Origin of the sequence: Robertmurraya sp. DFI.2.37 (assembly GCF_029211245.1) — a bacterium.
GTDB lineage: Bacteria > Bacillota > Bacilli > Bacillales > Cytobacillaceae > Robertmurraya > Robertmurraya methanolica_A.
The window spans coordinates 32,771-58,478 of the sequence record NZ_JARGEJ010000002.1; the positions used below are offsets into that span (position 1 = coordinate 32,771).

General features: G+C 38.4%; 28 protein-coding genes and 1 other annotated feature. Of the genes, 2 read left to right on the plus strand and 26 right to left on the minus strand.

Annotated elements, in window-relative coordinates:
• Nucleotides 1–63: 63 nt before the first annotated feature.
• From PZE06_RS01570 to PZE06_RS01695, 26 genes are all read right to left on the minus strand, one after another.
• Nucleotides 64–606: a sporulation initiation phosphotransferase B gene (locus tag PZE06_RS01570; protein ID WP_150913618.1), complete on the minus strand. Its 543-nt coding sequence runs from the start codon at nucleotides 604–606 to the stop codon at nucleotides 64–66.
• 259 nt (nucleotides 607–865) lie between these two features.
• Nucleotides 866–1,156: a 50S ribosomal protein L27 gene (rpmA, locus tag PZE06_RS01575; RefSeq protein ID WP_126407387.1), complete on the minus strand. Its 291-nt coding sequence runs from the start codon at nucleotides 1,154–1,156 to the stop codon at nucleotides 866–868.
• A gap of 13 nt (nucleotides 1,157–1,169) precedes the next feature.
• Nucleotides 1,170–1,502 carry a ribosomal-processing cysteine protease Prp gene (locus PZE06_RS01580; protein WP_095307267.1) on the minus strand — a complete coding sequence of 111 codons (333 nt, stop codon included), beginning with the start codon at nucleotides 1,500–1,502 and terminating at the stop codon, nucleotides 1,170–1,172.
• 11 nt (nucleotides 1,503–1,513) lie between these two features.
• A complete protein-coding gene (gene rplU, locus PZE06_RS01585) occupies nucleotides 1,514–1,822 on the minus strand; it encodes a 50S ribosomal protein L21 (protein WP_095307271.1) in 309 nt (102 codons plus the stop codon).
• 13 nt (nucleotides 1,823–1,835) lie between these two features.
• Nucleotides 1,836–2,009, minus strand: a sequence feature (ribosomal protein L21 leader region).
• A gap of 72 nt (nucleotides 2,010–2,081) precedes the next feature.
• Nucleotides 2,082–3,530, minus strand: coding sequence for an Rne/Rng family ribonuclease (locus PZE06_RS01590; RefSeq protein ID WP_150913620.1), 1,449 nt, complete (start codon nucleotides 3,528–3,530; stop codon nucleotides 2,082–2,084).
• Nucleotides 3,531–3,595: 65 nt separating this feature from the next.
• Nucleotides 3,596–4,462 carry a M50 family metallopeptidase gene (locus tag PZE06_RS01595; RefSeq protein ID WP_150913622.1) on the minus strand — a complete coding sequence of 289 codons (867 nt, stop codon included), beginning with the start codon at nucleotides 4,460–4,462 and terminating at the stop codon, nucleotides 3,596–3,598.
• The gene (locus PZE06_RS01600) at nucleotides 4,455–5,225 is read right to left on the minus strand and encodes a M23 family metallopeptidase (RefSeq protein ID WP_150913624.1); all 771 of its coding nucleotides are present in this window, start codon (nucleotides 5,223–5,225) and stop codon (nucleotides 4,455–4,457) included. Before PZE06_RS01600 ends, PZE06_RS01595 begins: the two co-directional genes overlap by 8 nt.
• Nucleotides 5,226–5,410: 185 nt before the next feature.
• Nucleotides 5,411–6,214, minus strand: a complete 804-nt coding sequence (minD, locus tag PZE06_RS01605; RefSeq protein WP_150913626.1) for a septum site-determining protein MinD — start codon at nucleotides 6,212–6,214, stop codon at nucleotides 5,411–5,413.
• 1 nt (nucleotide 6,215) lies between these two features.
• Nucleotides 6,216–6,896 (minus strand): septum site-determining protein MinC, encoded by a 681-nt coding sequence (minC, locus tag PZE06_RS01610; RefSeq protein ID WP_150913628.1) that lies wholly within the window; start codon nucleotides 6,894–6,896, stop codon nucleotides 6,216–6,218.
• Nucleotides 6,897–7,474: 578 nt separating this feature from the next.
• Nucleotides 7,475–7,993, minus strand: a complete 519-nt coding sequence (gene mreD, locus PZE06_RS01615; protein WP_150913630.1) for a rod shape-determining protein MreD — start codon at nucleotides 7,991–7,993, stop codon at nucleotides 7,475–7,477.
• Nucleotides 7,990–8,874, minus strand: coding sequence for a rod shape-determining protein MreC (gene mreC, locus PZE06_RS01620; protein WP_150913632.1), 885 nt, complete (start codon nucleotides 8,872–8,874; stop codon nucleotides 7,990–7,992). The genes mreD and mreC overlap by 4 nt, the downstream gene beginning before the upstream one ends.
• A 115-nt stretch (nucleotides 8,875–8,989) precedes the next feature.
• On the minus strand, nucleotides 8,990–10,012 hold the full coding sequence (locus PZE06_RS01625; protein ID WP_150913634.1) for a rod shape-determining protein: 1,023 nt from the start codon (nucleotides 10,010–10,012) through the stop codon (nucleotides 8,990–8,992).
• A 229-nt stretch (nucleotides 10,013–10,241) separates the two neighbouring features.
• Nucleotides 10,242–10,934 carry a RadC family protein gene (radC, locus tag PZE06_RS01630; protein ID WP_225310577.1) on the minus strand — a complete coding sequence of 231 codons (693 nt, stop codon included), beginning with the start codon at nucleotides 10,932–10,934 and terminating at the stop codon, nucleotides 10,242–10,244.
• 34 nt (nucleotides 10,935–10,968) lie between these two features.
• Nucleotides 10,969–11,541 (minus strand): Maf family protein, encoded by a 573-nt coding sequence (locus PZE06_RS01635; protein ID WP_150913905.1) that lies wholly within the window; start codon nucleotides 11,539–11,541, stop codon nucleotides 10,969–10,971.
• Between the two features lie 325 nt (nucleotides 11,542–11,866).
• Complete coding sequence (locus PZE06_RS01640; RefSeq protein ID WP_150913636.1) at nucleotides 11,867–12,916, minus strand: hypothetical protein; 1,050 nt, start codon at nucleotides 12,914–12,916, stop codon at nucleotides 11,867–11,869.
• A 185-nt stretch (nucleotides 12,917–13,101) separates the two neighbouring features.
• Nucleotides 13,102–13,836, minus strand: a complete 735-nt coding sequence (locus tag PZE06_RS01645; RefSeq protein WP_150913638.1) for a hypothetical protein — start codon at nucleotides 13,834–13,836, stop codon at nucleotides 13,102–13,104.
• Nucleotides 13,833–14,480 carry a PilN domain-containing protein gene (locus PZE06_RS01650; RefSeq protein ID WP_150913640.1) on the minus strand — a complete coding sequence of 216 codons (648 nt, stop codon included), beginning with the start codon at nucleotides 14,478–14,480 and terminating at the stop codon, nucleotides 13,833–13,835. The genes PZE06_RS01645 and PZE06_RS01650 overlap by 4 nt, the downstream gene beginning before the upstream one ends.
• 3 nt (nucleotides 14,481–14,483) lie before the next feature.
• Nucleotides 14,484–15,464 carry a type IV pilus biogenesis protein PilM gene (gene pilM, locus PZE06_RS01655; protein WP_150913642.1) on the minus strand — a complete coding sequence of 327 codons (981 nt, stop codon included), beginning with the start codon at nucleotides 15,462–15,464 and terminating at the stop codon, nucleotides 14,484–14,486.
• Between the two features lie 13 nt (nucleotides 15,465–15,477).
• Complete coding sequence (locus PZE06_RS01660; protein WP_191963125.1) at nucleotides 15,478–16,230, minus strand: prepilin peptidase; 753 nt, start codon at nucleotides 16,228–16,230, stop codon at nucleotides 15,478–15,480.
• 31 nt (nucleotides 16,231–16,261) lie between these two features.
• The gene (locus tag PZE06_RS01665; RefSeq protein ID WP_150913644.1) at nucleotides 16,262–16,681 is read right to left on the minus strand and encodes a prepilin-type N-terminal cleavage/methylation domain-containing protein; all 420 of its coding nucleotides are present in this window, start codon (nucleotides 16,679–16,681) and stop codon (nucleotides 16,262–16,264) included.
• Between the two features lie 117 nt (nucleotides 16,682–16,798).
• Nucleotides 16,799–18,004, minus strand: a complete 1,206-nt coding sequence (locus PZE06_RS01670; RefSeq protein ID WP_150913646.1) for a type II secretion system F family protein — start codon at nucleotides 18,002–18,004, stop codon at nucleotides 16,799–16,801.
• Nucleotide 18,005: 1 nt separating this feature from the next.
• A complete protein-coding gene (locus PZE06_RS01675) occupies nucleotides 18,006–19,046 on the minus strand; it encodes a type IV pilus twitching motility protein PilT (RefSeq protein ID WP_150913648.1) in 1,041 nt (346 codons plus the stop codon).
• 11 nt (nucleotides 19,047–19,057) lie between these two features.
• Complete coding sequence (locus PZE06_RS01680) at nucleotides 19,058–20,722, minus strand: GspE/PulE family protein (RefSeq protein WP_150913651.1); 1,665 nt, start codon at nucleotides 20,720–20,722, stop codon at nucleotides 19,058–19,060.
• A gap of 24 nt (nucleotides 20,723–20,746) precedes the next feature.
• Nucleotides 20,747–22,087, minus strand: a complete 1,341-nt coding sequence (locus PZE06_RS01685) for a G5 domain-containing protein (protein WP_150913653.1) — start codon at nucleotides 22,085–22,087, stop codon at nucleotides 20,747–20,749.
• 18 nt (nucleotides 22,088–22,105) lie between these two features.
• Nucleotides 22,106–22,864 carry a PRC-barrel domain-containing protein gene (locus tag PZE06_RS01690; RefSeq protein WP_150913655.1) on the minus strand — a complete coding sequence of 253 codons (759 nt, stop codon included), beginning with the start codon at nucleotides 22,862–22,864 and terminating at the stop codon, nucleotides 22,106–22,108.
• A gap of 129 nt (nucleotides 22,865–22,993) precedes the next feature.
• Entirely contained in the window at nucleotides 22,994–24,292 is a 1,299-nt protein-coding gene (locus PZE06_RS01695) for a hypothetical protein (protein ID WP_150913657.1), read from the minus strand.
• Nucleotides 24,293–24,563: 271 nt separating this feature from the next.
• Here PZE06_RS01695 and PZE06_RS01700 point away from each other — a divergent pair, with 271 nt between their 5' ends.
• Nucleotides 24,564–25,076 carry a type IV pilus modification PilV family protein gene (locus PZE06_RS01700; RefSeq protein ID WP_191963126.1) on the plus strand — a complete coding sequence of 171 codons (513 nt, stop codon included), beginning with the start codon at nucleotides 24,564–24,566 and terminating at the stop codon, nucleotides 25,074–25,076.
• A complete protein-coding gene (locus PZE06_RS01705; RefSeq protein ID WP_150913661.1) occupies nucleotides 25,073–25,699 on the plus strand; it encodes a PulJ/GspJ family protein in 627 nt (208 codons plus the stop codon). Before PZE06_RS01700 ends, PZE06_RS01705 begins: the two co-directional genes overlap by 4 nt.
• The last annotated feature ends 9 nt before the right edge of the window (nucleotides 25,700–25,708 follow it).

The following is a 25,708-nucleotide window of genomic DNA, read 5'->3' on the forward strand; positions in this document are numbered from 1 at the left end:
TAATAAAGTGATTACTTAATTTTTCACAAGATGTCGCCCTCATCACTTTAGCAAATTTTTATTTTATTGATATGGCATAAATACTTCAATAGAGAGTTCATGCTCTGAAAGCTCGTGCACTGTTTTTACAACGATTGATTGCTGTTGAAGAAAACGCTCTATATGTTCAATATTTGTTATTATTCCTCGAAAATCAAAAAAGAAACCGATCCCTGTTTCTTGTCTTTCAATTGTTACTGATAAATGATTTTCATGAAATGCCTTAATGGCTTGATCTAATTCCTCTAAAAAAGTGTTTGTCCAATTGGTCAATACATCATCCTTAACGAGATGACTTGATGATAGATTTGGTTCCCCGATAATTTCATACTCTAAGTGAATTGAATGACTTTCCCAATTATATGTAAGGAGCAGTGCGGCAAATTGAGGAATGTTCAGGTTGGATAGAATTGATTCTTGTCTTGTTTCGATGACAATTTCATCAATAATTTCTTTCACACGATCCATTTTGTTTAAAGATAAATTTCCTTTAATTAATTGAATTTTATTAAGCCAATCATGCCTTGCATGTCGCAAAAGCTCAATCGTATCCCACTCTTTTTTCATAAAAGCACTCCTAAACAAACGAACTGAAACCTTCTTCTTGCTAGTATATCAAAATAACCAGTATGTGGGGACAAATATAGATGAAAATTTGATTTATCGATCGTTATGTGAATATATCGGTCTTCATACAAATTTATCAGTCTTCGTGCGCATTTATCGGTCCTCGTACAAATTTATCGGTCAAAATGATGTTTGCCGACCATTTTCCGTAAAACTCAAAAAAACTCTAACCAAAAACGGTTAGAGTTTTTTTAAAGAATTAAGCTTCTTGAGCTACTGGGTACACGCTCACTTGCTTGCGGTCACGTCCTAGGCGTTCGAACTTAACAACGCCATCCACTTTCGCGAATAGAGTGTCGTCTCCACCTTTACCAACGTTAACACCTGGATAAATCTTTGTTCCACGTTGACGATAAAGGATTGAACCACCAGTTACGAACTGACCATCTGCACGCTTAGCACCAAGACGCTTTGAGATTGAGTCACGACCGTTCTTTGTAGAACCTACTCCCTTTTTAGAAGCGAAAAACTGAAGATCTAATCTTAACATTTTGTTCCACCTCCTACTTTTTGAAGGTTATTTTTATATGCTTTCCATAATCTCTTTCAATCGTCTGTAAGCTCACGATCATCCCTTCAAGCAATAGCTGTACCTTCTCTTGTACGTCTTTCGTGAGATTATCTGGAATGACGCAGCGGAGAAAGCCCGACTCTCCTTGCTCGATTTCTGGTTCTACTCCGGTTAATGCGATAATGGAATTAATCGCTCCGATAGAAACAGCAGAAGCTCCTGCACAAACAATGTCATTTCCTTTGTTGGCAAAGAGGGCATGACCACTAATCGTAAACGATTGTACTCGTCCAGATTCAGTACGATAAATCGTTGTTTGAATCATCATAAACCGCCTTAAGCGTTGATTTTTTCAATTACAACTTTTGTATATGGCTGACGATGACCTTGCTTTTTGTGATAGTTTTTCTTCGCTTTGTATTTGAAAACAATGATCTTTTTAGCGCGACCTTGCTTTTCAACTTTAGCTGTAACTGTTGCACCTTCTACAACTGGGCTACCAACTTTAACGTTTTCGCCACCAACGAATAAAACTTTATCAAATGTAACTGTTTCGCCTGCTTCAGCGTTTAGCTTCTCAATGTAGATTGCTTGACCTTCTTCTACTTTGATTTGCTTACCACCAGTTTCGATAATTGCGTACATGAACTGCACCTCCTCTTAGACTCAGACTCGCCATCACAGGTGACTCGAAAAGCAATAAAGGCCATTTTATAAGACGCTCCCGACTGTAAAGTCATTCTTTAGCTTGTCGATCGATTGACTTATGGCACTCACAGCTTAATACAAATGAGTAATCTTTATAACCTGATCTGTGCGGTTGTAGCACGGGTGCGCTACAAACATAACATGAAAATATTATCATAGTCCGACAGTTAGTGTCAACATGAAAATATACCGTTGCTTAGCTTGTAATCGCAATATTCTTTTTCTCGCCCATCTGTTTAATACGGTAATAAGGCTTCGATCCTTCTGTAATTGTAAAATAAACCTCGATCCCACAAGCGTCCTCTAAAAGTTTCTGTTCACTTCCATTTTCTCCAGCAAAAATGCTTCTGACATCCTCTGTGGCTTCGATTAAAACCGCTTCTATATCCTTTCCCCTGAACTGTAATAGTTCCCGTTCCAAACGAAAGGCGACTGTTTCTGCACTGAATACTTGCCCGCTTCCTTCGCACACTTGACAGGCACGGAGCATTGTTTCCTTAAGGGGAATCCGCGTTTTCATTCTCGTCATCTGCAGAATCCCTAAAGGTGTAAATCCGACAATTTTCGTTCTTCTCTCATCCCCTCCGAGAGCAGCTTCTAACCTTTTTCTTACTTGGGCTCGTGCTTTTTCTGTTTTCATATCAATAAAGTCAACAAGGATCATCCCCGCTAAATTACGAAGACGAATTTGTCGGGCAATTTCTTCCGCTGCTACAAGATTCGTCATGATAACGGTGTCTGGAGGATTATGTTTTCCGGAAAACTGACCAGTATTTACATCAATTACTGTTAAAGCCTCAGTCTCATCAAACACTAAATAAGCTCCATTTTCTAACCACACTACTTTTCTTAAAGCAGTTTCAATCTCTTGGTCCAATCGATAAATTGAAAAAATATCTTCTCTCTGGTGGTGATAAATAAGTTCCACATGAAAGCAAACCGATTCAAGTTCCTGCTTCAGCTCAAACGTGTCAACGATAACTCTACCTGAATTTAAGGTTGAAATGACAGCTTTTACCTCTTCCAAAAAGAAATCACGCTTCATAACTATGCCGGGCTTCTTCATCAACTTCGAAGTTTGAACCATTTTTTCATACATCGCTCGCAATTGCTCCAATTCAACGATCACATCCTCCTTGGAACACCCTGCACAAGCTGTACGAAATAAAATTCCTTCATCCCCCCGCTTGAGCTCATTGCCAAGCTGACGCCATTCTTCCCGCACATATTGATCGGCCATTTTCTTCGATACGGCCACAAATCTCCCTTGCGGTGTATAAACGATTCTATCCCCGCCAAGCTCGATCAGTGCAGTTACCTTGGGCCCCTTAGTTCCGCTCATATCCTTTTCTACCTGAACAAGAATTTTTTCACCTTGATGAAGATAAGTAGCGATGCTTTTATCCTCGTTCGACACGAAGAAAGCCGGGAGTTTATCCCGGTGTAAAAAGCCTTTCTTTTCAAGACCAATATCAATAAAAGCAGCGTTCAGGCCCGGCAAAACCTTTTCAACAATGCCCAAGTAGATCGAACCTACAATGGAATGATGCTGTGGCTGTTCAACAACAAGCTTTTCCACCTTATGATCTTTAATGAATGCATACCTTTTTTCTCTACCCATTCCATTTACAATGATAGTATTCACGAAATAAAACTCCTTACCTGCTTCATTCACCTTATTATCCAACAGTGCGGCTATTTTCTCAAACTTTAATAGGGGTAGAGTAAGTCGCCAATTTTCGCAGTAATTTGCTTTTCGGCAAAATAAGCATGAAGAAGTTCATTTTCATCTAAAGAACCTGTTTCGTTGCCATCTTTCTCAACAATAATCGGATGCTTATAGCCCCGTTGAAAACGTTCTAGCACATGAATAACAAGATCATCAGCCTCAACAATAAGCGGCTTAAGCTTACGTAACTCATTTTTCTTCCCATAATACCTTTCCATTAAAAAGCGAATAAAGATATATCGACTTTGCTTCCACTCATAACGCAAAGTAAAAATAATATAGGAAACAACGATCCATAAATTTAAATTGATTGGTTCAATCAATAGCATAAAAGCGGTAAAAACGAATACAACGATAATCGAAATCATTAATGTCTGCTTAAATGCCTTTGGAAAGGATTCTCTTAATGACAGCCATAAGAAAATAAACTTACCCCCATCAAGCGGCCAAATAGGGAGCAAATTAAACATGAAGATCATTAAATTAAATTGAATAAAGTGGGTAAAAATAAATTCCGACATTACTCCAGCATTATTTAAAAGCAAAGCCACTGCTATTAGCCAAAGATGCTGAATCGGACCCGCCAAGGTGACAATAGCCTCTTCCTTAAGCGGACGATTCCCGTGCTCATCCATTTCCGCCACTCCCCCGAAGGGCAGAATAGAAATTTTTTTCACGCGCCACGAAAAAAAAGAAGCGGCAGCCGCATGTCCGAACTCATGGATAAAAATAATGAAGAGCAAAAGAGAAAGTTCAATAAAATGCGCTGTCATAACCGCTATCGCAACAACAACCCATAATAATGGATGGATATATATTTTTCGAAAAAGGGAAAGAAAGTTAGTCAAATTGAATCACCTGGATGGGGTCAATAAAGTCATCCCCTTTTTTAATGGCAAAATAAAACAAGCCCTTCGCTCCATCACCAGCATCCGCTGCCGTGCCAACACTTTTTCCCTTTTTAATAAATTCATACAATGTAACATCAATCGATTCAAGGTTGCCATACCATGTTTCACTTTTATCAGCATGCTGAATAATGACCGTTTTTCCAAAGCCTTCCTCATTGCCAACATAACTGACTCTTCCTTCACTCATCGCTGTAACTGCAGCGCCTTTTTCCGTTTCAATGGAAACCTTTTGACCATCCTCTGCAAACTCCTCTAAAATCCGTGCTGCCGCAGGTAAAGCATACTCTTGAATTCCATCGGATTCCGGTGACTCTTCCTTGCGCTCAAATGGCAAAAGGGCCAATGGCTTGCCAAATTTATTTTCATACCAATCTGCCACCGCTGCAAATTGAAAATCATGCTCCAATGATTTTGTGACAAAGCTCTTTACTGGCTGTAATGATTCTCCGCCACTACGGAAAATAATGGCAACAATAAGCACAAGACAAGCTGATGCCAATATTTTAAACAAAAAGAATTCTTTATTAAAAAGTGGATGCCCGCTTTCTCCTGGATCACTTTCGTAAGAGGGGAATTTTTCAAATCCATATTTTTCTTCCTCTTCGACAACGAAAAATTGCTCGTTTATCTGCTTCGTCATTCGTTCCCTTTCACGTTTTCGTTTCGCTATCCTTTTTCTAATATCATCCGCTCTAGACATGTCCCCACCAATCCCCTTATCTAGTTTGTACAAGTGTATGAGTTGTCCACGTCATATATGACAAGAAAAATCGTCTATTAAGAGCAGGAGGCAAGAAGGAGTTCTAACTCTTTCCCATCAATAAAGACAAAAACGGAGCATTAAAAAAGAACCGAAGCATAACCTCGGTTCTTACATATGTATATTTACTTTACGCCAAAAAACTTCTTCAATTTAGAAAAAACGCCCTTATCATCCTCACCTAATGGCTGCAAAGGAACGGATTCTCCTAAAATGCGCCGAGCAATATTCCGGTAGGCAATTGATGCCTTGCTATTGGGGTTTAATGCGATCGGTTCACCATGATTTGATGCCTTAATGACCTCATCGTCATCTGCTACAATGCCTATTAATTCAATTGATAAATGGGTTGTAATTTCATCCACATCCAACATATCGCCATTTTTCATTAAATGATTGCGAATACGATTAATCACTAGTTTAGGAGATTCTACATTTTCTTCCTTTTCAAGAAGTCCGATAATTCGATCTGCATCACGAACTGCCGATACTTCTGGAGTTGTAACAACGATCGCCTTATCTGCTCCTGCTACTGCATTTTTGTAGCCTTGTTCAATTCCAGCTGGGCAGTCAATGATAATATAATCATAATCCTGTTTCAAAGATTCGACCAAGACCTTCATTTGCTCCGGTTCAACCGCTGTTTTATCACTTGTTTGTGCCGCTGGCAGTAAATAAAGCAGATCGTCAAAACGCTTGTCCTTGACGAGAGCTTGATGAACTTTACAGCGGCCTTGAATAACGTCCACTAAGTCATAGATAATTCGATTTTCTAGCCCCATTACGACGTCCAAATTGCGCAAACCAATATCTGTATCTACCAAACAAACTCTTTTCCCTTGAAGAGCCAAAGCTGTACCTATATTAGCTGAAGTGGTTGTTTTTCCAACCCCGCCTTTACCAGATGTTATAACGATTGCTTCCCCCACTTTAGAATCCTCCTTCCAATCTTGTTAAATTTGGTCTAAGATGCATCAAAACTTGTAATCTATCAATTATAATTTGTTCATTTTCATCAATATACGCGCACTCCATTTCTCGTCTTTCTTCGTTTCCATGGACATCAGGAGAGCGACTGATCGCTTCATTAATCCTTAACTGAGTCGGCATCATGATCGAAGCAGAAATGATGGCATTCGAATTTCCATTTGCGCCCGCATGAGCAATTCCTTTTAACGCTCCCATTACAAATACATTACCTCCCGCCACGACCTTGCCACCAGGATTTACATCTCCAATCAACAACAAATCTCCGGGTACTTCGAGAACTTGACCAGAGCGGACAATTCTTGCGACAGAAACAATTTCATGCTCCTCCATAATTTGCTTTGCTTCAAGCTTTGTTAAGACATTAGATTCAATCGACTCGACCACCAAATTCTTTTTTTGCCGAATTAACGTCTTAATTTCTTCCTTTTGCTCATCAGTTAAGTATCTATTTCCAACTTTAACACTAACAGAAATTAAAGGATGATCGTTATTCACTCTTTGATTTTCCGTCAGTTTCTCGTTTAACTCTCGTTTTAATTCCTCATAAGAGCAACTGTCATCTAAATGTAATGTTAGTCCGTCTTTCGTTCCCTTTATTAGCACATTCTGAGTTTTCTTCATATCAAGATGTTCACCTCATAGAAAAGCGTAAGCTCCTGTACATCGCCATACAAACTAAGAAATCTTTTTAAAAGTCCAAAGAATCCTACGGACCTAAAGTTTGCAGAAGGCTCACAGCTTGCGCTAAACAATTCTCCAAATCTCTCACGAATCATACCTTCTATTTTATCCCTGTGAGACAAAAAAGAAAGTGCTAGAGCTTGGCATATATCAAGCATAACATTCATATCGTTTGAATACATACTTTTTTATCGATGATGTTCATAAATCTTTAGGCTTTATTAGAGTGACTGTTTCAAGCCGATAATGGTTTTGCCTCAAGCAGAACGAAGGTGAACACTCTGTCAAGCCTGTTGAAAGATGTAAAAAGAAGGGCTTGTGACAAACAGGCAAAAAGCAGCCTTATCATCTAACAGGCCCATGTTTACAGAAAAAAGGTCTGTAACAGATATTCGACAAATACAACATATATTCCTTTATTAAATACGCATGTTTTCAAAGAGAATATTATTTTTTCGGAAAAATTCTCGTTAGTGAAAAAAACCTATTTTTCGTGAAAGGAACTATGGCTAATTAAGTTACTCTTCTTTTAATGAAAGAGCATATTTCTCAAAGTGACGTTTGAGCGGATAAGCAAAAATAATAATAAACGCCAAATTTAAAATTAATGTTGGCAACCATCTTAAATCGACAAACATGGAAAAAACCATATCTGTTTTGTTAATTAAAAATGTTAATTCATAGACACAGAGTTCCAATAGGGCCACCCCTAGTAACGAAACAACTGAAATAACAACAATGTTCGCTTGCAGTAGTCGCATCACTTTTGAAGTCAAGTAAGCAATTAAAGGGAATAAAAATAAATAAATGCCGATTATTTCCGTATAAACGACATCAAACAACAGCCCAAAGACGAGAGCGTAAATCAGACCGTGATTTCGATTGCCATAAAGAGTCAAAAAGATAATCGCGATCATCAAAAACCGGGGAACTAAAATGCGTTCGCTATTAAACATCTCAGCAGGAAGAGATTGAACAAAGATACTTTCTAATATAAAGAAAAAGATGAATAAGAGAGGAAGAAGAAATTTTCTCACAGCTCCTCCTCCTCATCATCGACCATTTCACTTAAATTTGGCTGATCCATCACTCTTTTTACAACCATAACATTTCTAATATTATAAAAGTTTGCTCCTGGTTTCACATATGCGGTTTGATTAAGACCAAATTCATCAGGTTCAACATCCACCACTTCTCCGATTGACAGGTTTTGAGGGAATATTCCACCCAATCCAGATGTAACAACCTTTTGTTCTTTTTCAATTTTGGCATCGTAAGGAATCCGTTTTAGCTTTAACAGTTCCCGGTCGACATCATAGCCCTCGATCGTACCAAAATATTCATCGTTCCCTTTGATCTCAGCGGAGATCCGATTCGTCGGGTCCATTGCACTTAATAATTGGATTGTCGCCGTAAATTGCTGTGTACTTTTCACTTTCCCAATTAAGTATCCATTGGACGAAACAACTGCCATATTTTGTTCGATTCCATTGACTTCGCCCTTATTAATAATGATAATTTCGTGCCAACGATCTGGGTTGCGCCCAATAACCGTTGCTTGTATAGGATCATAATCTCGGAGGCTTTCTTTTTCACCTAAAATCTCCCGAAGCTCTTTATTTTCCTTTTCTAGCTGTTGAACATCTGCCTCAAGCTTCGCAAGCTTGTCTAAGCGAGATTTCAATTCCTTATTTTCTGAATATGTATTTTGGAGATCTTTCACATTTTCAAAGAAATCGGTTACGTAGCCCTGTGGCTTGGCAAAAACATTTTGTATCCATCCGGTTGCATCCTTCAAAAATTGCTCTGGCACAGTTAATTCTTCTCGTTCTCTTAAGGAAAATCCAATTAATGCCACGAGAATAATAATGCTGACAAGCAAAAAAATCAGGCGTTTATTCAAAAAGAATTGTGGCATTTACTACACCTCATTTTTTACAATATTCATAGAGCTATTTATAATAAATCGAGTACATGATGATCAATCGCAAATGAATTCACTTGCGATTGATCTCTAAAGAAATGGGTATAGACTAACGTGATTCCTTTGCCCGATTTTTAAATAAGTTGATATTATCTAACGCCTTTCCGGTTCCAATCGCTACACAATCGAGTGGATTTTCGGCAATTAATACAGGCATATTCGTTTCTTCACTAATAACCCGATCAAGATTGCGCAGTAAAGCGCCGCCTCCAGTTAATACAATGCCGCGATCCATAATATCTGCCGCCAGCTCTGGAGGTGTTTTTTCAAGTGTTACTTTGACAGCATCCACAATAGCATCCACGGTATCACGAAGGGCGTGTGAAATTTCCAAAGCCGTAATTTCGATTGTTTTCGGCAGACCCGTTAATAAATCACGACCACGAATCTCCATGTTATCGATACCTTCTGGCTCCCCAGCACTACCAATTTCCACTTTAATCGTCTCTGAAGTCCGGTCACCAATCATTAAATTATACGTTTTTCTTATGTAGCTCACGATTGCATCGTCCATTTCATCTCCAGCAACACGCACTGACTGGCTTGTAACGATTCCGCCAAGGGAAATAATCGCCACTTCCGTCGTTCCTCCACCGATATCCACAACCATGCTTCCCGTTGGTTCCCATACCGGAAGATTAGCTCCAATTGCGGCTGCAAACGGCTCTTCAATTGTATAAGCATCCTTCGCTCCCGCTTGACGAGTTGCATCAATAACAGCTCGTTCCTCCACTGCTGTAATCCCTGATGGAACACACACCATTATATATGGCTTCCCAGAAAAAAAGCCCTTAGCTTTTGTCGCCTGCTTAATATAATATTTCATCATTGTTGCTGTCGTTTCATAATCCGCGATTACACCATCCTTCATTGGTCGTAGCGCAACGACATTTCCTGGAGTTCTACCGATCATATTTTTCGCATCATTTCCAACAGCGACAATTTGTTTTGTATCTGTTTGTAAAGCGACAACAGAAGGCTCGCGTACGACGACACCTTTGCCTTTCACATATACAAGGGTATTTGCTGTACCCAAATCTATCCCAAGGTCTTTAGTTCCAATACCTAACATTGTTGTATCTCCCTTTCTGAAACAAATCGTTTAACACCTTTATTCGTGTCCTGATTAAGTGTTTATCCATTTTTTCATTAACTGAAATGGACTTTGTTGCACGAGAGATCGTGCAAAAGTCACAAGCATTATTATAGCTTAACAAATGTCAAAATCATAGTGCCCTAAGGGCATATTTCATTATATATGAAATAGGACACAAATTCATAGTAATAAGGAAATACTCTTTTTATAAGTATCCTTTTTCCTTTAGGCTTACAAATTTATTCTCCCCTATAATTAAATGATCTAATATTTCAATCCCAATAATTTTTCCTGCTTCAACCAAACGCTTTGTTACTTCAATATCTTCACGGCTTGGCGTAGGATCTCCGGAAGGATGATTATGAAGGCAGATGACAGAGGCAGAAGAGCGGCGAAGAGCTTCCTTAAAGACCTCTCTCGGATGAACGATAGAAGCATTCAAACTCCCAATAAAAACAGTTTTCTTATGCAAGACTTGATTCTTTGTATTTAGATACAAACAAACGAAATGCTCTTGCGCCAGAAAGCGCATATCATTCATGACATAATTCGCCCCGTCTTCTGGGGAACGGATGATATATCGGTCATCATAGGATAAATTAGAAATTCGCCGGCCTATTTCTACTGCTGCAAGTACTTGTATAGCTTTTGCTTTTCCTATGCCTTTTATAGCAGTTATTTCATCTAACGTTGCCTCTTTTAAAAGCCTTAAGCCTTCAAAATTTGTCAACAAGCGATTGGATAATTGTAGAACCGATTCCTCTTTTGTTCCCGTCCTTAACAAAATCGCAAGCAATTCATGGTTTGAAAGGCTTGCTGGGCCACTTTGTTCAAATCTTTCCCTCGGTCTTTCACTCTCAGGAAAATCTCGGATCATTAATGTTTCATCTTGCAACATGATTCCTCCTATTTACCTTAATGGCAAATGGAAGTTAAAAAGGCAAATCATATCCGAGCATGCGCAGTTTTCTTATCGTTTTTGATAGCGGCAGGCCTACTACTGAAAAATAGTCTCCATTAATCTTTTTAACGAGGAGCCTTCCAAAGCCTTGTATTCCATAGGCCCCTGCCTTATCCATCGGTTCTCCGGTGTTAACATAGCTTTTGATTTCCTCGTCTGTTAACTCCCAAAATACCACCTCGGTTTTTTCAACAAACTCGATGTGCTTCGTTGGACTAAAAATTGACACACCTGTATAAACAGAATGATGGTTTCCCGACAATTGTTGAAGCATTTTTATAGCTTCATACTCATCGTTCGGTTTTCCCAATACTTGGTCATTTGCCACCACAATTGTATCACTCCCGATCACAAAAGCTGTCGGATATCTTCGGGCAACAAATTCCGCTTTGCGCTTAGCTAATTCCATTACAATTTCTTCAGGGGTTTGATCTGGGTTGTAGGTCTCGTCAACATCACTGCTGCATACTTCAAATGTTAAATGTAAATTTTCTAGAAGTTCTTTTCGCCGTGGAGAAGAAGAGGCTAAAATGAGGGTTTGCATTAAATCACCTAACCTTATGATTGTTTCAGAAAAGGATGATACAAGCTTATCGTACCAAATTCTCTTCTTAGAAACAATTTCCAAGTAAAAAAACTTCTTCCGAACTAATCACTTCTATTTTATACCCTCTTATTAAGACGTTTTTTACCGTTACGAAGTTTCAATTTCCATGATTTTATGTTTTAAAAAAGAGTCAACGTAATCATTTTCACGCAGACTCCTTTATATTCAACATTCTTCCTTTTTTCCTATAAATTATTTCCCAGAAAATTAATTTTCTTCAATACTATTTTCACAACATTTTCAAAAAAAAGGGGTATTTGTGCTATAGAGCTTGATAAGCAGAAAGGAAATTCAAGAGGTGCTGCTGTACGTCCCCCAATGTCTCTTGCTCATGATTTTCACTATAGCTGCTTAATAAGTTAGCTGCTCCCTCTAATTCACCCTTAAGCTGTTGAAGTTGCTCATTTTGGATATTCTCAAGCTCCTTCCATTGATTTATTTGCGCAGCTAACGCGTTTTTTTGTTCTGTCGCCATTGAATTAGAGAGATGTGCAGTTGTGCAAATCTCTAAAAGAAGCTTATATAAATTGGGAGCGGCTTCTAACAGACTTCGTTCTGATGCCTGCAATTGCGAAAGTGAGCCTCCACCAATGGCTATCTCCTTGGAAAAAGTATCTATTCCGCTTTCTTGCAAATGGCTTCCTAGCGACTTTGCATTTTCTAAATTATCTGCCACACCTACAAATAAGAAAAATTGCTGATCTATCTCTATTACTTTAGCCGGTAGTCCTTTTTTCGTCATAGTCGCAGCTTCCACATTAGCGGCGTCAGCTGTCGAAAAAACACCACCTTGAACTAAATAACTTGTCAGTGCTGGAAGCTCAACAACTGCCGTTCCAGTGGGGTTTGCTTTTTCTTCAGGGGGTGTTTCCTCCACCGGTCCGGATACCGCTTCTGTCATGGAATCAGAAATAACCATATTTAACATTAAAACGCCAAGGGTTGTCCCAGATAAAACGGCTAAAAAAACGATTAATAATATCGATGGCACTATCCCTTTATTGCGAATAGGATTGCCTTTTTTTCCCCCGCCCTTTCCCTTCGATTGGCTCATAATTTTGTATTCCTGTAGTTGTTCCTGCTCCTCTACATCAGGCAAGATCCAGTCAAAATCATCCTCTTCTTTCACCTGTTCTGCAGCCGACAGCTCTTGCGATGCAATGTTCTCCAGCTCTTTATATGGAGCGGAGGCGCTATTTTTTTGTTGTTCATGATTATTTTCGCATTCTCCTATTTGTTTCTCTTTTTCGGTGGAGCGATCTTTTCCGTTAATTTTTATTGTAATCGTTTTTGAATTTCCTGACTTGTCCAATGATTGCCCTCCTTCCATGTCGAATGCAGGTTTGCATCAAACATATCATAAAGGCAAAAAAAAATAACAAGACTTTTGTCGTCTTGTTATAGAGATTTTCGTCAAATTTTTTAAAAATCAAGATAGTAACAATCAACAGACCCCTGTACTTTCCACTGTAGAATTGCTCGAGTACATTAGGGTAACTATAAATCACCGAACTTTGGTAAAGGATTTTTTTTGTCTGCCGGTTCAGGCGTTTCCAACTTGGGTAGCTGTTCCATTAAATCGGCTAACGTCGGCATATAGAAGGCAGCGATTTTAACTTGATAGCTTAACGGCTTATCATACTGCTCCTGCTCAATAATTTCTTCACCAGCAGTAAAATCAATAGCTTCCACAACCGTAATTCTCTCTGAGTTTTCCAGATTGCTAATAAATTTTTCAAATTCAAAATAACTTGGCGATTCCACGCTTAACGTTACGGAAATTTTTTTTACTTCAGCCGGCAATGCGATTGTATTTTCTTCGACTTGTTCTTCCTCAAGCTCTTCACCCTCATTTAACTCTGCTTGTTCAGTTTCTTCCTGTTCCACAGCATACGAAACTTCACCATTTTCAAAATTCATATTTGTAACAAAGCTTCCCGAGACAACTTCTGCTTTTTCAATATCGAGGATTAATTGCTGTGATAATTCCTTAACAGGAACCATTTTTTGCAAGGAAACCGCACTTTGGAAAGTATTGGAATTTATGTCAATCGTTTTACTTTGTAAAGTTGACAATAATTGTTCCTGAGATGCCAATTCCGTTTCCTTTAATGGAATTTGCTCTATTTTAGGGTACAAAACAAAAAAATAAATACATGAAAATATGAGAATGAGGATTGCGCTAACCCCAATAATTAATATTTTTTCGTTTCGAGACAATTTTATCTTCATAGACCATCTCCCCCTTCCTCGTGGGAGCTATCTCCACTTGCCTTTAATACTTCACGGTTCAACTCAATTTCATATAGTCCTAAATAGCGGGGAATATACTTTTCATTTTTAATGGCACGATCATCAAAGCCAGCATCCGGCTCTCCGAATTTTTTATCATAAAATCCAGTCACGGCGTCTAATGTCTCTAGTCTTGCATTGGTGACCCAGTCCGATTCTAAAAGAGAATTTAAGTAATACGCAGCTTCACGGCTCATTTCAAACTGTATCGTTAATTGTAAAAGTCCAGTTTCTTCATAGTTAATTGATTGAATAAATCCCCTTTCAGGGAGTAAAGCCGTTAAATTTTTTAAAATAGGGACTGTTTTAATTGGGTAGCTTTTCGCCCATTTAACCGCATTTTCCAAATCAGCAATTGAACTCGCAGATTCATAGGCTGTTATTTTTTGCTGTTCACTTGCCACCAACTGTTCCGCTGTGGCTATTTGTTGCTCTATATTTTCTAATTTTTTCGTATAGGTGGCATTGATCCAAAAAGCGAATGCTCCACCAATAAAAAGAAGGAAACAAGAAATGACAATGAACGTTAAAAGGGATTTATTTTTCGCTTCTTTTTGAGGTAATAGATTAATATCGATGAGCATTGATTACACCCCTTTTAAAGCAAGCCCTAATGCTAAATGAAATGTGTGAGGCAGATCTGTTTCTCCTTGCTCAAAAACGAGCATTTGCACAGGAACATCAAAGCGATTGTCAAGTTCAGCTTTTATTTGCCCAAGCAGTGGGTGATCTCCACTAAGCAAGATCTTAGATACTTGTTTTTTCCCTTGATGCAATGAGTAGCGATAAAAGTCCATCAAGCGGTTAAGCTCTTTATAAGAATCCTCCATTTGAAAAGAAAACTGCTCATTTTCTCCCACAAAAGCTAATTCGTATTCTCCAAAGCGATTAAGTTTTTTATCCCAATCTTCACCATTGAATTCAAGCGGAAGATGATGCATAAAAAAAGGAATAGTATTTTCAAAAATACAAATATTGACTTCGCTTAAACCAAATTGCACGACAAGCAATGCTTCTTGTTTTCGCTCTTTTTGCAGATGGGCATAAAGTCGGTATATGGCTAGTGGAGAAACTTCAGCTGCAACCGGATCAAGCTTTGCTTCCGTTAAAAGTTCCATATATTCCTGAACGTTTTCTTCCGGTGCAGCAAAAAGCAAAATTTCTTGTTTCTCTTCACCCTTTGAAAGAACGACTGCATCAAATACTGGTTCCTCAAAGGGAAGATGGATAGTAGAACCCAATTCTAAGTAAAGATACCCTTTCATTTCATCATCCTTTACTTCAGCAGGAATAGACACTTTCCGAATAATGACGAAAGATTCAGGTATAAGAAAGCGAACTTGACGATTTTTCAACTTCCAATCGGTTATACATTCTTCCAATATATTACTGAGTGTTTCATAATCAATAATTTTTCCATTGGCAATGATTCCTGTTGGCAACAAGCGTTCTTCCCAGCGTAGTGGAACTAGCGGCTCGATCTGCTTCAGTTCTACATAGCGAATGGAATGATCATTAATGACGAGATTAACAACGCGCTTTTTCCTTGAAAATAATGTGAAATGCATATGAAACGACCCCTTAAACACCTGCTAAAAATGAGAGATAAAATGAGAGAATCGGCTCGTAAAAATAATAAGCCGTTAATGTACCAACTGCAATGAAAGGTCCAAACGGGATCGGCTTCTTCCGTTCTGTCAATTTAAACAAAATCCCGATTCCACCGACTAATGCCCCCATTAAAGTTGCTAAAAAGAAGGAGAGTAAAAATACCTTTGTTCCTACAACGAAACCAACTAAAGCAAACAGTTTAATATCTCCACCACCCATGCCGCCTCTGCTCACAATTGCGATGAGAAATAAAAGGAAAAAGGCAATCACTCCACCGAGAAGAGAGTCCCACCACGGACTGAGAGGAAGTATGAGCCGCTCCAACAAAAAAATCCCCGCAAACACAAGCAAAACCTTATCAGGGATTAGCATATACGTAATATCGGAAACAAAAATAATCATGAAAAGAGAAATCAATGTCCAAGCCACGATAAGTTCTAACGTCCAGCCTAACAGGAGTGAAGCCGAGACAAATAACAGCCCTGTCATAAGCTCCACTATTGGGTAAAGCGGGGAAATTCTCGTCTGGCATTGACGACATTTTCCCCCTTGTATTATGTAAGACAGCACGGGAAATAACTCAAAGGCCCGCAGTTGATGGCTGCAGTTCGGGCATGCTGAACGCGGTGCTATAATTGATTTTTTTACTGGAACTCGGAGTCCCACTACATTAAAGAAAGAACCTAAGATGAGTCCATAAATGAATATCACGAGAATTATCATAAGTACTTATTTCCTTCACTTCATATTTAGCTTACTGACTTTTCTTTATTTCTTTATCACCTTTTTTTGCATTGTTTATATCACTAATACTTACATTAGAAAATTCGACTTCTATATTATCTTTTTCACCTTTACCTGTAATTCTAAATTCACCTTCTTTAACACTTACACTTGTATTATCTGAAAATTCCGAATTTAACTCAATATGATTATTTTTTAGATCACTTAAAGCAATATTAGCTTCTCCCGTTTCCGAATAATAAATCTTTGCCGAATTAATAATTTGAATCGCGTCTGCTTTGACTGAATCAATTTTCGTGTTTTCAATGATTTTTCCAATACTTGGAATCGCAATCGCCGCAATAATCCCTAAAATAACGATAACCGCTAATAACTCGACTAACGTTAACCCGCGTTGATTGTTTACTTGTTTTTTTACATTTTTTATCATGTAAATCTCTCCCTTTTTTCTAGTATATAAGTACTAAATACTATTATAGTTTCAACATAGTAAACTTGTAAACGCTAATCGAGTAATTATTTTGCAAAAATTTGTTAACCTATTTGATTAGCTGACCTGATTGAAGATTTCAAACATCGGAACCATAATCGACGTAACGATCGTGCCGACAAGTCCTGCTAATACGACAATCATAATAGGCTCCATTAATGCTTTAATTCTATCCGTGCTGTTTTCTACTTCTTTTTCATAGAAGTCTGCCACTTTTCCCAGCATCGCATCTAATGAGCCTGTCTCTTCCCCAATAGTAATCATCTGCGTGACAAGCGGCGGGAATGCCCAATGCATTTTCATCGGACCTGTTAATGATTGTCCACGTTCGAGGGCATCCCGGGACTGACGAACAACTTTAGCAATTACTTCATTTTCGACCACATTTTCAACAATCGAAAGAGCTTGTAAAATTGGAACAGAACTTGTAAACAAAGAACTCAATGTCCTCGTCATTCGTGCAAGCACCGCTTTTTGAAACATCTTGCCAAAAATCGGTAGTCTTAATAGAAAATAGTCTAAATAATACTTTGTATTTTTATTGCGCCTTATAAGGGCAATCACTCCAACGAATAACAGAATAAGCAATACGACTAGCCACCAAAATGCTTGCATGAATTTACTTGCGTTTAAGACGAATTGCGTAATCGCTGGAAGCTCTCCTCCAAAGTCAGCAAACATGTCCACAAACGTCGGGACTACGGAAACGAGTAAAAATATAACTACTGCAATCGCTAAAATTCCGACGACAATCGGATAAGCTAGCGCTGATTTTATTTTTGCTCTTGTATTATGCTGCTTTTCAAAATGAACAGCTAAACGCTCCAGTGTTTCATCCATGCTTCCACTTGCTTCACCAGCTCGAATCATATTAACAAACATCGGAGTAAAAATCTTTTTATGCTTGGCGGTAGCATCTGAGAGCGGTTTCCCTTCGCGTAGTTCTTGTTCAATATCGAAAAGCGCTTTTTTTAAAGCCTTACTTTCGGTTTGGTGAGCTAAAATATTGGTTGATTCCACAACTGATACCCCAGCCTTCAAAAGTGTTGAAAACTGTCGCAAATAAATAACGAGGTGCTCAAGCTTTACCGGTGAACCGATTGAAATATCCTTCGTCAATATTGACTCTGATATTTCCGTCATTTCTAAAACGCGTATCCCATCCAATTTAAGCTTTTTCATTGCTTCTCTTCTTGAAGTAGCATTGACAAACCCCTGTTTATTTCCTTTACGATCTCTACCAACATATTTAAATCTAGCCATTTTATTTTAGATTCTCCTGTAAAAATGGTTCAGCAGCGTCCCTTGAAACGATTCCGGACTGGACAAGCTCTTTAATGCTTGATTCTAGCGTATGCATGCCATAGGCACGTGACGTTTGAATCACATTGACAATTTGGTATATTTTCTCATTGCGAATCAAATTAGCTACGGCTGCATTATTAATAAGAATTTCCGTAGCAGCTCTTCTTCTTTTTTGATCCGCTGTTGGAAACAAACGCTGAGAAATAACAGCCACGAGCACAGAGGCAAGTTGAATTCTTACTTGCGGCTGCTGGGATGGTGGAAAAACATCAATGATCCGATTAATCGTTGCCGGCGCACTTGACGTGTGCAACGTTCCTAGCACAAGATGTCCTGTTTCTGCAGCCGTTATCGCCGTTTGAATCGTTTCTAAATCACGCATTTCCCCAACGAGGATGACATCTGGGTCCTGTCTTAATGCTGCACGTAATCCATTCGCAAAATTATTTGTATCGAAGCCGACTTCCCGTTGGTCAATAATCGAATTGCCATGCTTATGCAAATACTCAATCGGATCTTCCAGTGTGATGATGTGCTTGCGCATATGTTGATTCATATATTGAATAAGCGCAGCTAATGTTGTCGACTTTCCACTTCCGGTCGGACCTGTTACGAGGATTAATCCTTGTGGGCGCTCGGCAATTTTCGTCAAAACGGAAGGCAATTGCAAATCCTCAATCGTTGGAACCTTCGTCGGCACAATTCGTATAGCCATCGCTACACAGGAGCGCTGTAAATAAGCGTTAACACGAAAACGGGAGACACCTGGTATCCCGTAAGAAAAATCAAGTTCTCCCTTTTCCTTGAACTGCTCCCACATATGAGCAGGAATGATCGCCTTCGCCATTCCTTCTGTATCAATCGGCTTTAACGTCTCTTTTCCATATCTTTTTAATTCCCCGTTCAGTCTCATAATAGGGGGGACTCCAACTGTTAAATGGAGATCAGATGCTTTTAATTCAAAACCAGCTCTTAAAATATGCTCAATCATTTCTTTCACATTTTGCACCCCTATTCAGGAATCGCTACTCTTAAAATTTCTTCCGTTGTCGTCACGCCTTGTTTAACCTTAAGTAAACCATCGTCAATGAGAAAAATGGCTTTACTTTTAATCGCCAATTCTCTTAATCTTGTAAAAGAATCACCATCCATAATAACCCTTCTCATCTCATCATTTATAACAAGGACCTCATGGATCGCAAGGCGCCCCTTGTACCCAGTCATATTACATGATGAACATCCTCTGCCGCGAACAATTCGTTCAATTTTGATACCGCGTTTAGCAAAAATTTCTAACTCTCTTTTTGAAGGAGCCTGCTCTTCCGCACAATCACGGCATACACGGCGAACTAAACGCTGGGCAACAATTCCGCTTAGTGAGGAGGCCACTAAAAATGGCTCCACTCCCATATCAAGAAGGCGAGTAACAGTGCCGAGCGAGTCATTCGTATGGATCGTACTCAATACAAGATGACCCGTTAGCGAAGCTCTAATAGCCACTTCAACGGTTTCTTTATCGCGAATTTCCCCAACCATAATGATATTTGGATCTTGACGTAAAATAGAGCGCAGCCCTTTGGCGAAGGTCATCCCAACATTCGCATTCACTTGGATCTGATTAACTCCTTCTAATTGATATTCGACTGGATCCTCGACCGTAATAATATTCACTTCCTCACTATTGAGTCGATTGAGGGCAGCATATAAAGTCGAGGATTTTCCTGATCCCGTTGGTCCGGTAATTAACACAATCCCCGTCGGCTTTTCAATCATATCGATAAATCGCTTCAAATTTAACTTATTAAAACCTAATTTAGTAACATCATTTAAAGAACTACTAAGATCAAGGATGCGTAAAACAATTTTTTCTCCAAACACAGTCGGCAATGTTGATACACGGAGATCAATGGGATGAAAATCTAAATTCACCTTAATCCTTCCATCTTGTGGTACTCGATGTTCTGTAATATCAAGGTTCGCCATAATCTTAATTCTCGCTGTCAGCAAGCTTTGCATATGCTTCGGCAAAACTCTTTCCGTTCTTAATATCCCGTCAATTCGATAGCGAATAAGCACCTTTGTCTCATGGGGATCAATGTGAATATCACTTGCCTTCATCGCAACGGCATTCGACATTAGCTGATTGACAAGGCGTACAACAGGGGAATCATCTGAACTGATTTCCTCCTCTTGCGCCGCTTCATGATCAGGCAGATCACCGATTAACTCATCAAAACCTTCATCAATTTCATAATATTTATTGATCGCTCTTAAAATGTCGTCCTTCGTTGCAATGGCCGTTTCAATTTGAAAACCAGTCGAAAGTCGCAAATCATCAATAGCAAAGTAATCCATAGGGTCAGCCATTGCAACAAAAAGCTTATCTCCGTCTTTTTTCAATGGAATAAGACGGTTTCTTTTCGCTTTCTCCTTCGAAATCAGGCTGAAAAGAGTGGTATCGAACGGATAGCGATATAAGCTAATATGTGGAATGCCAAGCTGGAACTCCAACACTTCAATAAGCTGCTGTTCTGTAATATACCCCCTTTGCAAAAGGGCATCGCCCAGTTTTTGACCGGGACTTTTCTCCTTTAATGTAGATTGAAGCTGATCCTCAGAAATAAGACCAGCTTCAACAAGTAAATCTCCAAGTCGTTTTCGGGTTTGCTGTTTCATATTAAGTTCCCCGCTTTTTGGTGATTATTTTGGTATTTCATTTTCTTTTCCCCAGAGGGAATTTTCATCGTTCTTTGGACTATCCAAATGATCGCGATCAGATGGCGGTGCCTGCTCACCATTCTCATCTATCGAAGCAGGCTCACTATTTTGCGATTCAGGATTTCCTTCTGCTTCCACTTCAGTATTTTCCGTCCCAGAAGTTACAGTCGAATCTCCTGTTGAGACAATCAAACCGGTAATCTCGATTTGATGAATAGGTGGATAAAAATCTTCCGAAATCAATTCCTTTTTCAGCACTGCCCCATTTTCATCTCGATGCTCCCGATAAATTTTAATAAGCTGCCCTTCTTTTCCTGCAACCTTAACTTGAGATTCAGTTGGAGAAAGCTCTGAATTGAATTGTAGAATCGTCTTTGGCTTAAAGCTCTCCTTATCTTCTTGTAAAAGAATATATTGATTTAATAACGTCGGCCCTTTTAGATAGGTGATAAAAACATCATCCACTTTTTCAAACTCTATGAAATAGCTCCATTCATTTCCATTAGAGAAGATTAAATCATAGTTCAACTCTGGGTCAACTTTTGCCTCAAACCCTAAAGCGGCATACTCTGGTAGCTCAGAGCTTATATGTCTTTCAATCATTTCAAAATTAGTTGGCAGGATTACCTCATAAATGGAAGTAGCTATTTTGCTTAAAGTCAGGGAGGAAACTGCGCCAATCTCATCTTTCACATAGTCCAGAAATGAAAATTGTGATGTTGCCTCCAATTCAATTGTCTTGCCTATAAATAGATCAAGTTCGTTTTCGACAAATGCTGAATCAAGTTGAAACTCAGAAATCACCTGGGGTTCGTTGCTTTGTCCATCCAAAAAGTAATCTTCGATGCGGATCTGATAAGAACCAATCTCTAACAGTTGGGCAGCGCGCACAATGTCAGCTTCTAATTCCTCAATAGCAAGATCCTCTTTATTAAGCCGTGAGGACAAAGAATAGAGCGTTTCATCCAACGAATTTAATTGGACAAAAATAGGATTACTCTGGCCATTCTTCACTTTTTGAACCGTCTCTGTCAGATCAAAGGTAAAATAACGCAAGTCTAGCTGTTCATTCTTTTCCTTGTATTTTAAAGTGATCGTTGTTTCATTCAGCCATTTTGTTAGCTCTTCATCTGTAAGTTGAAGTGCTTCATTTTCTGTTTTGCCAGCTACAGATAGGGAGCCAATTTTCGTACCGTCTGCAAAATAATCATGGTTTTTAACAATGGCTCCGTAAGCTAATGTACCGAAATGTGAGAAACTAAAAATATAGGCAACAGAAATCATTAAGACTAGAAACAGCTTTATCCCGTGCTGGTTCCTCACAAAAACCGGCCTCCTCCATTACGCTTCCACATTCATGGACAGCTCAACAACAATACTTGGTCCTTCTGCTTGTGCTTTTTGAATTTGTTCTGCTGTTAAATAAGTCCCTTCACTAAATAAAAGAACTCCTTCTTTATCATAAATATCTTTCGTAAGTTTTTTTCCAATTAAAAGCTCAATTTGCTTTTCCTTTAAAGAAGTTATTCCCTCATCTTCTGCTACTGTCACAGCACTAGAATCCGAATATGCTTCCGCTAGCTCTTCTGTCACACTTTTTCCTTCTAGTTCCTCAACAGAATTTAGAAAGTATGAAGCCGCATCTTCTTTAACAATAATGATGTCCTTTCCAAATGTAACAACGGATTCAGATGGGAGGGCCACTTCTTTATCCGTTAGCTTCAATTGCATGCCAAGAATATTGCCCGTTTCTTGATCGATAAAGTACTCAATTACTTCACCTATTAACTCACCTTTTCTTGTCATTACTTTTGTGCCTGTAATTTTGATTTTCTTATTTACAAGCTGATTGGCAATAGGAATTTCATTTAAATCAATGACTGCATTTTCACTATCAATTGTTACTGCATACTCTCCTATTCCGACTACTTTTTTAAACGGAATTGCCTTGACACTTACTTGAAATTCTTCATGATCAATCATTAAAAAATCGACTGAACCTTTATCAGGATTGATCACTAAAGATTTTACTTTTCCTACTTGATTACCATCTAAAATGCTAATAATGGGTAAACTGTTAATTTGAGTACTTTTTTTCATAAAATTTTCACCACACCTAATCTATAAGTTCACGAAACTATTTCGAATAAATCTCATCCATACTCCATTCGACATGTATGTATAAAATCCATCCATATATTACATTATTTTAACATGTATTTAGGTAAATCAGCTTATTTTTTCACAATATTGTTTAAACAAATATTGAATTTCCATCTGCAATACAGGATAATCTGTAAATTTTTCCCTTAAATCAGCCAACAATCCTTGCAATTTATTCAATTCTTTCTGCCTGATATAATGCTCTATCAATATACTGGCAAAAGTATAATAGTCTTGTGCCGATATTTCTGGATGTAAATATTCCTTCACGTACTTCTCAAACTCATGAGGAGTCATTTGTTTTCTAGCATGATCAATTTGTGATACCATCGTCTGCATTATTTGCTGTTGAAGGCTAGTTCTTTGCTCACCTTCAGCGATAATCACTCGATTTTTTATATCAAACTGTAAATTCTCGTCCCCATCATCTCGATCACTATCTATGTACGAACTTTCTTCCAAGGCAGCGAACGTAGTTGCTTCTGCTGTCTTGTGCAAAGAATGGTGTTCAAGACTTTCAGTTTGTAAAAAACTCATAGCCCCTTCATTTCCTGCGGCAATCTCCTTATGAGCAAGATCTAGCTGGGAGAAAGCTTCTTCTAGAATGATCGACTCTAAGAGAGGAGTCTCTTGCGCAACTGCTTCAGCCTCTTGGCTTCCCGATTCGCTACTCGCATCGTCCTCCTTCCTATCACTATCTTCTAAATTCACCACCTCGCTTTGAGGGGAAAAGCTGTTCTTGGCTACTATGTCAAGAGTCTCGATGTTATTTGGGAAGTTTTCCAGCTCCTCGCTTTCTAACAGCATCTCGATTTCTGTCATGTATGTCGATTTCTCGATCCCGCTCATTTCATCATTTTTTCCAGTGAGAAATGGGGGGTCAACTATTTCTTCATCATCTTTTTCTATCCTATCTCCTACGTTCGTTTCCTCCCCCAAATCTTCCATTTGCTCGATTTCCAATAAACGTTCTTCGCTAACCAGCTCTTCTTCCTGCACGAATGAAAGATTATGCTGTTCAAATTGTTCGAGAGACATTTCCTCAGCTTCTTTATTTTCTTCTTCGTATGTAACGAACTCTTCATTATATAGTAAAGGCTCAGAAAGCTTTTCATTTTTCTTTAAAAATAATAGGTGATGAAATCTTTTATCCAATATGTAAACCGTAAGAACGGTTAATAATAACAGGATAAGTGCCGTTTGCCAAATTGGAAAATTACCTTTTGCCAATATTCCTACATTGGCAAAGATAAAAGCAATAATGATCAGCAGCCCTTTTCCCTTATTGGTTAATCCCAATGGTAGAAAATAAATAATGGGTACGAGAATAATTAAGGATATAACAGAGACGACCAGTTCTCCCATTTGTTCACCTCTTTTTAGTATAAAAGTTTTAGTTCTATTTTAATATTTCAATCAACACTATTTTTTTAACATACCCGTACAAATGAAAAGCGCTTGCTTGCAAAAACAATTGAAATCTCAACGTTTTTCGCATATTTTCTACAATTATAGACTCTTAAATATTGTATAATAAAGTTAACTATTTTAAAAGAAGCCATGTAGTAAATATGATAGAGAAAATCCTTTTCTCACAACTAGTTCACAAAAAATAGGACAAAGGAAGGTGGAGCGTTTGAAATTAATACATAATGCAAGGGGACTTACATTAGTTGAAGTCCTTGTTTCTATAACAATATTGGGCATTATTATGACTACTTTTCTATCCTTCTTTAATCAGGCCTACTCGTACACGAAAAAAAACGAAAATAAAACCGTGGGGATAAATGTTGCACGTAATGTCCTTTATTATTTCGAACAGCAGGATTTCGAGAAAATTTACCAGGCTTATTTTAATGAAAATGATGATATCTCAGAAAAAGAAATTAATCATGAAAATTGCAATGACGCCTTAATTGGTGAGAAAACCGAAATGGTTTTTGATGATCCAAGCGTTTGTAAAAGTTTTTTTTCAACGAAAATTAACAATGTTGATTACGAATCGAAAGTAATATTTACAAAAGGAATCGAAAGTGATGAAGTTCCAAATAAGAACGCACCCGATTTACAAGAGCAGTTAATAGGTGTGGAAGTGACGGTTATGTGGAATAGCCAAACCGCTTCCGTAAGGGGTTTGATCCAAAAATGAAGAAGCTAATCAGAACAGAGAACGGGTTTACATTAGTTGAGGTTTTAGTGACACTCGTCATTATGGCAATTGTATCTGGAATCATTTATAGTGTTTTCACAACAGGTTTGAAGCTGTATCAAAAAATCGGGATTGAAGCCCAATTACGGGATGACGCCGACTATGTTGCAACCATGATTCTTAATAAAATGTATGAGGCGCCGCCAGATTACATTAAGAAATATGAACAGGATGGGGCACAGGGGATAGAACTTGTAAGGTATGCCCCAAAGGATGTAGAACGTTATATCGTTGATCATCGATATAACAAAGATGGGGATATTGAAATTGAGCGCCGTTTATTCATTTATTTCAAAGATGATCGATTCTTCATCGAGACGGTAACAGATGATGCCAATGAAGACAGTGCAACGATTACGCAAATTTCATCCGACAGCTCAAGATTCACCTCCATTGATGAGCAAAGCTCTGAGATCACGTTTTCTTGCAGCAATCCAGGATTAAGTGAGCATTGTCCACATGGCATTATTCATTTGAATCTTATCATTGGCGAAGATAAAGAGCGGTTTTCAAATTTATTCAAAATTGAGCCGTTAATTTTGGAAAGTACTTTTGGTTTTTAATGAGGTGAA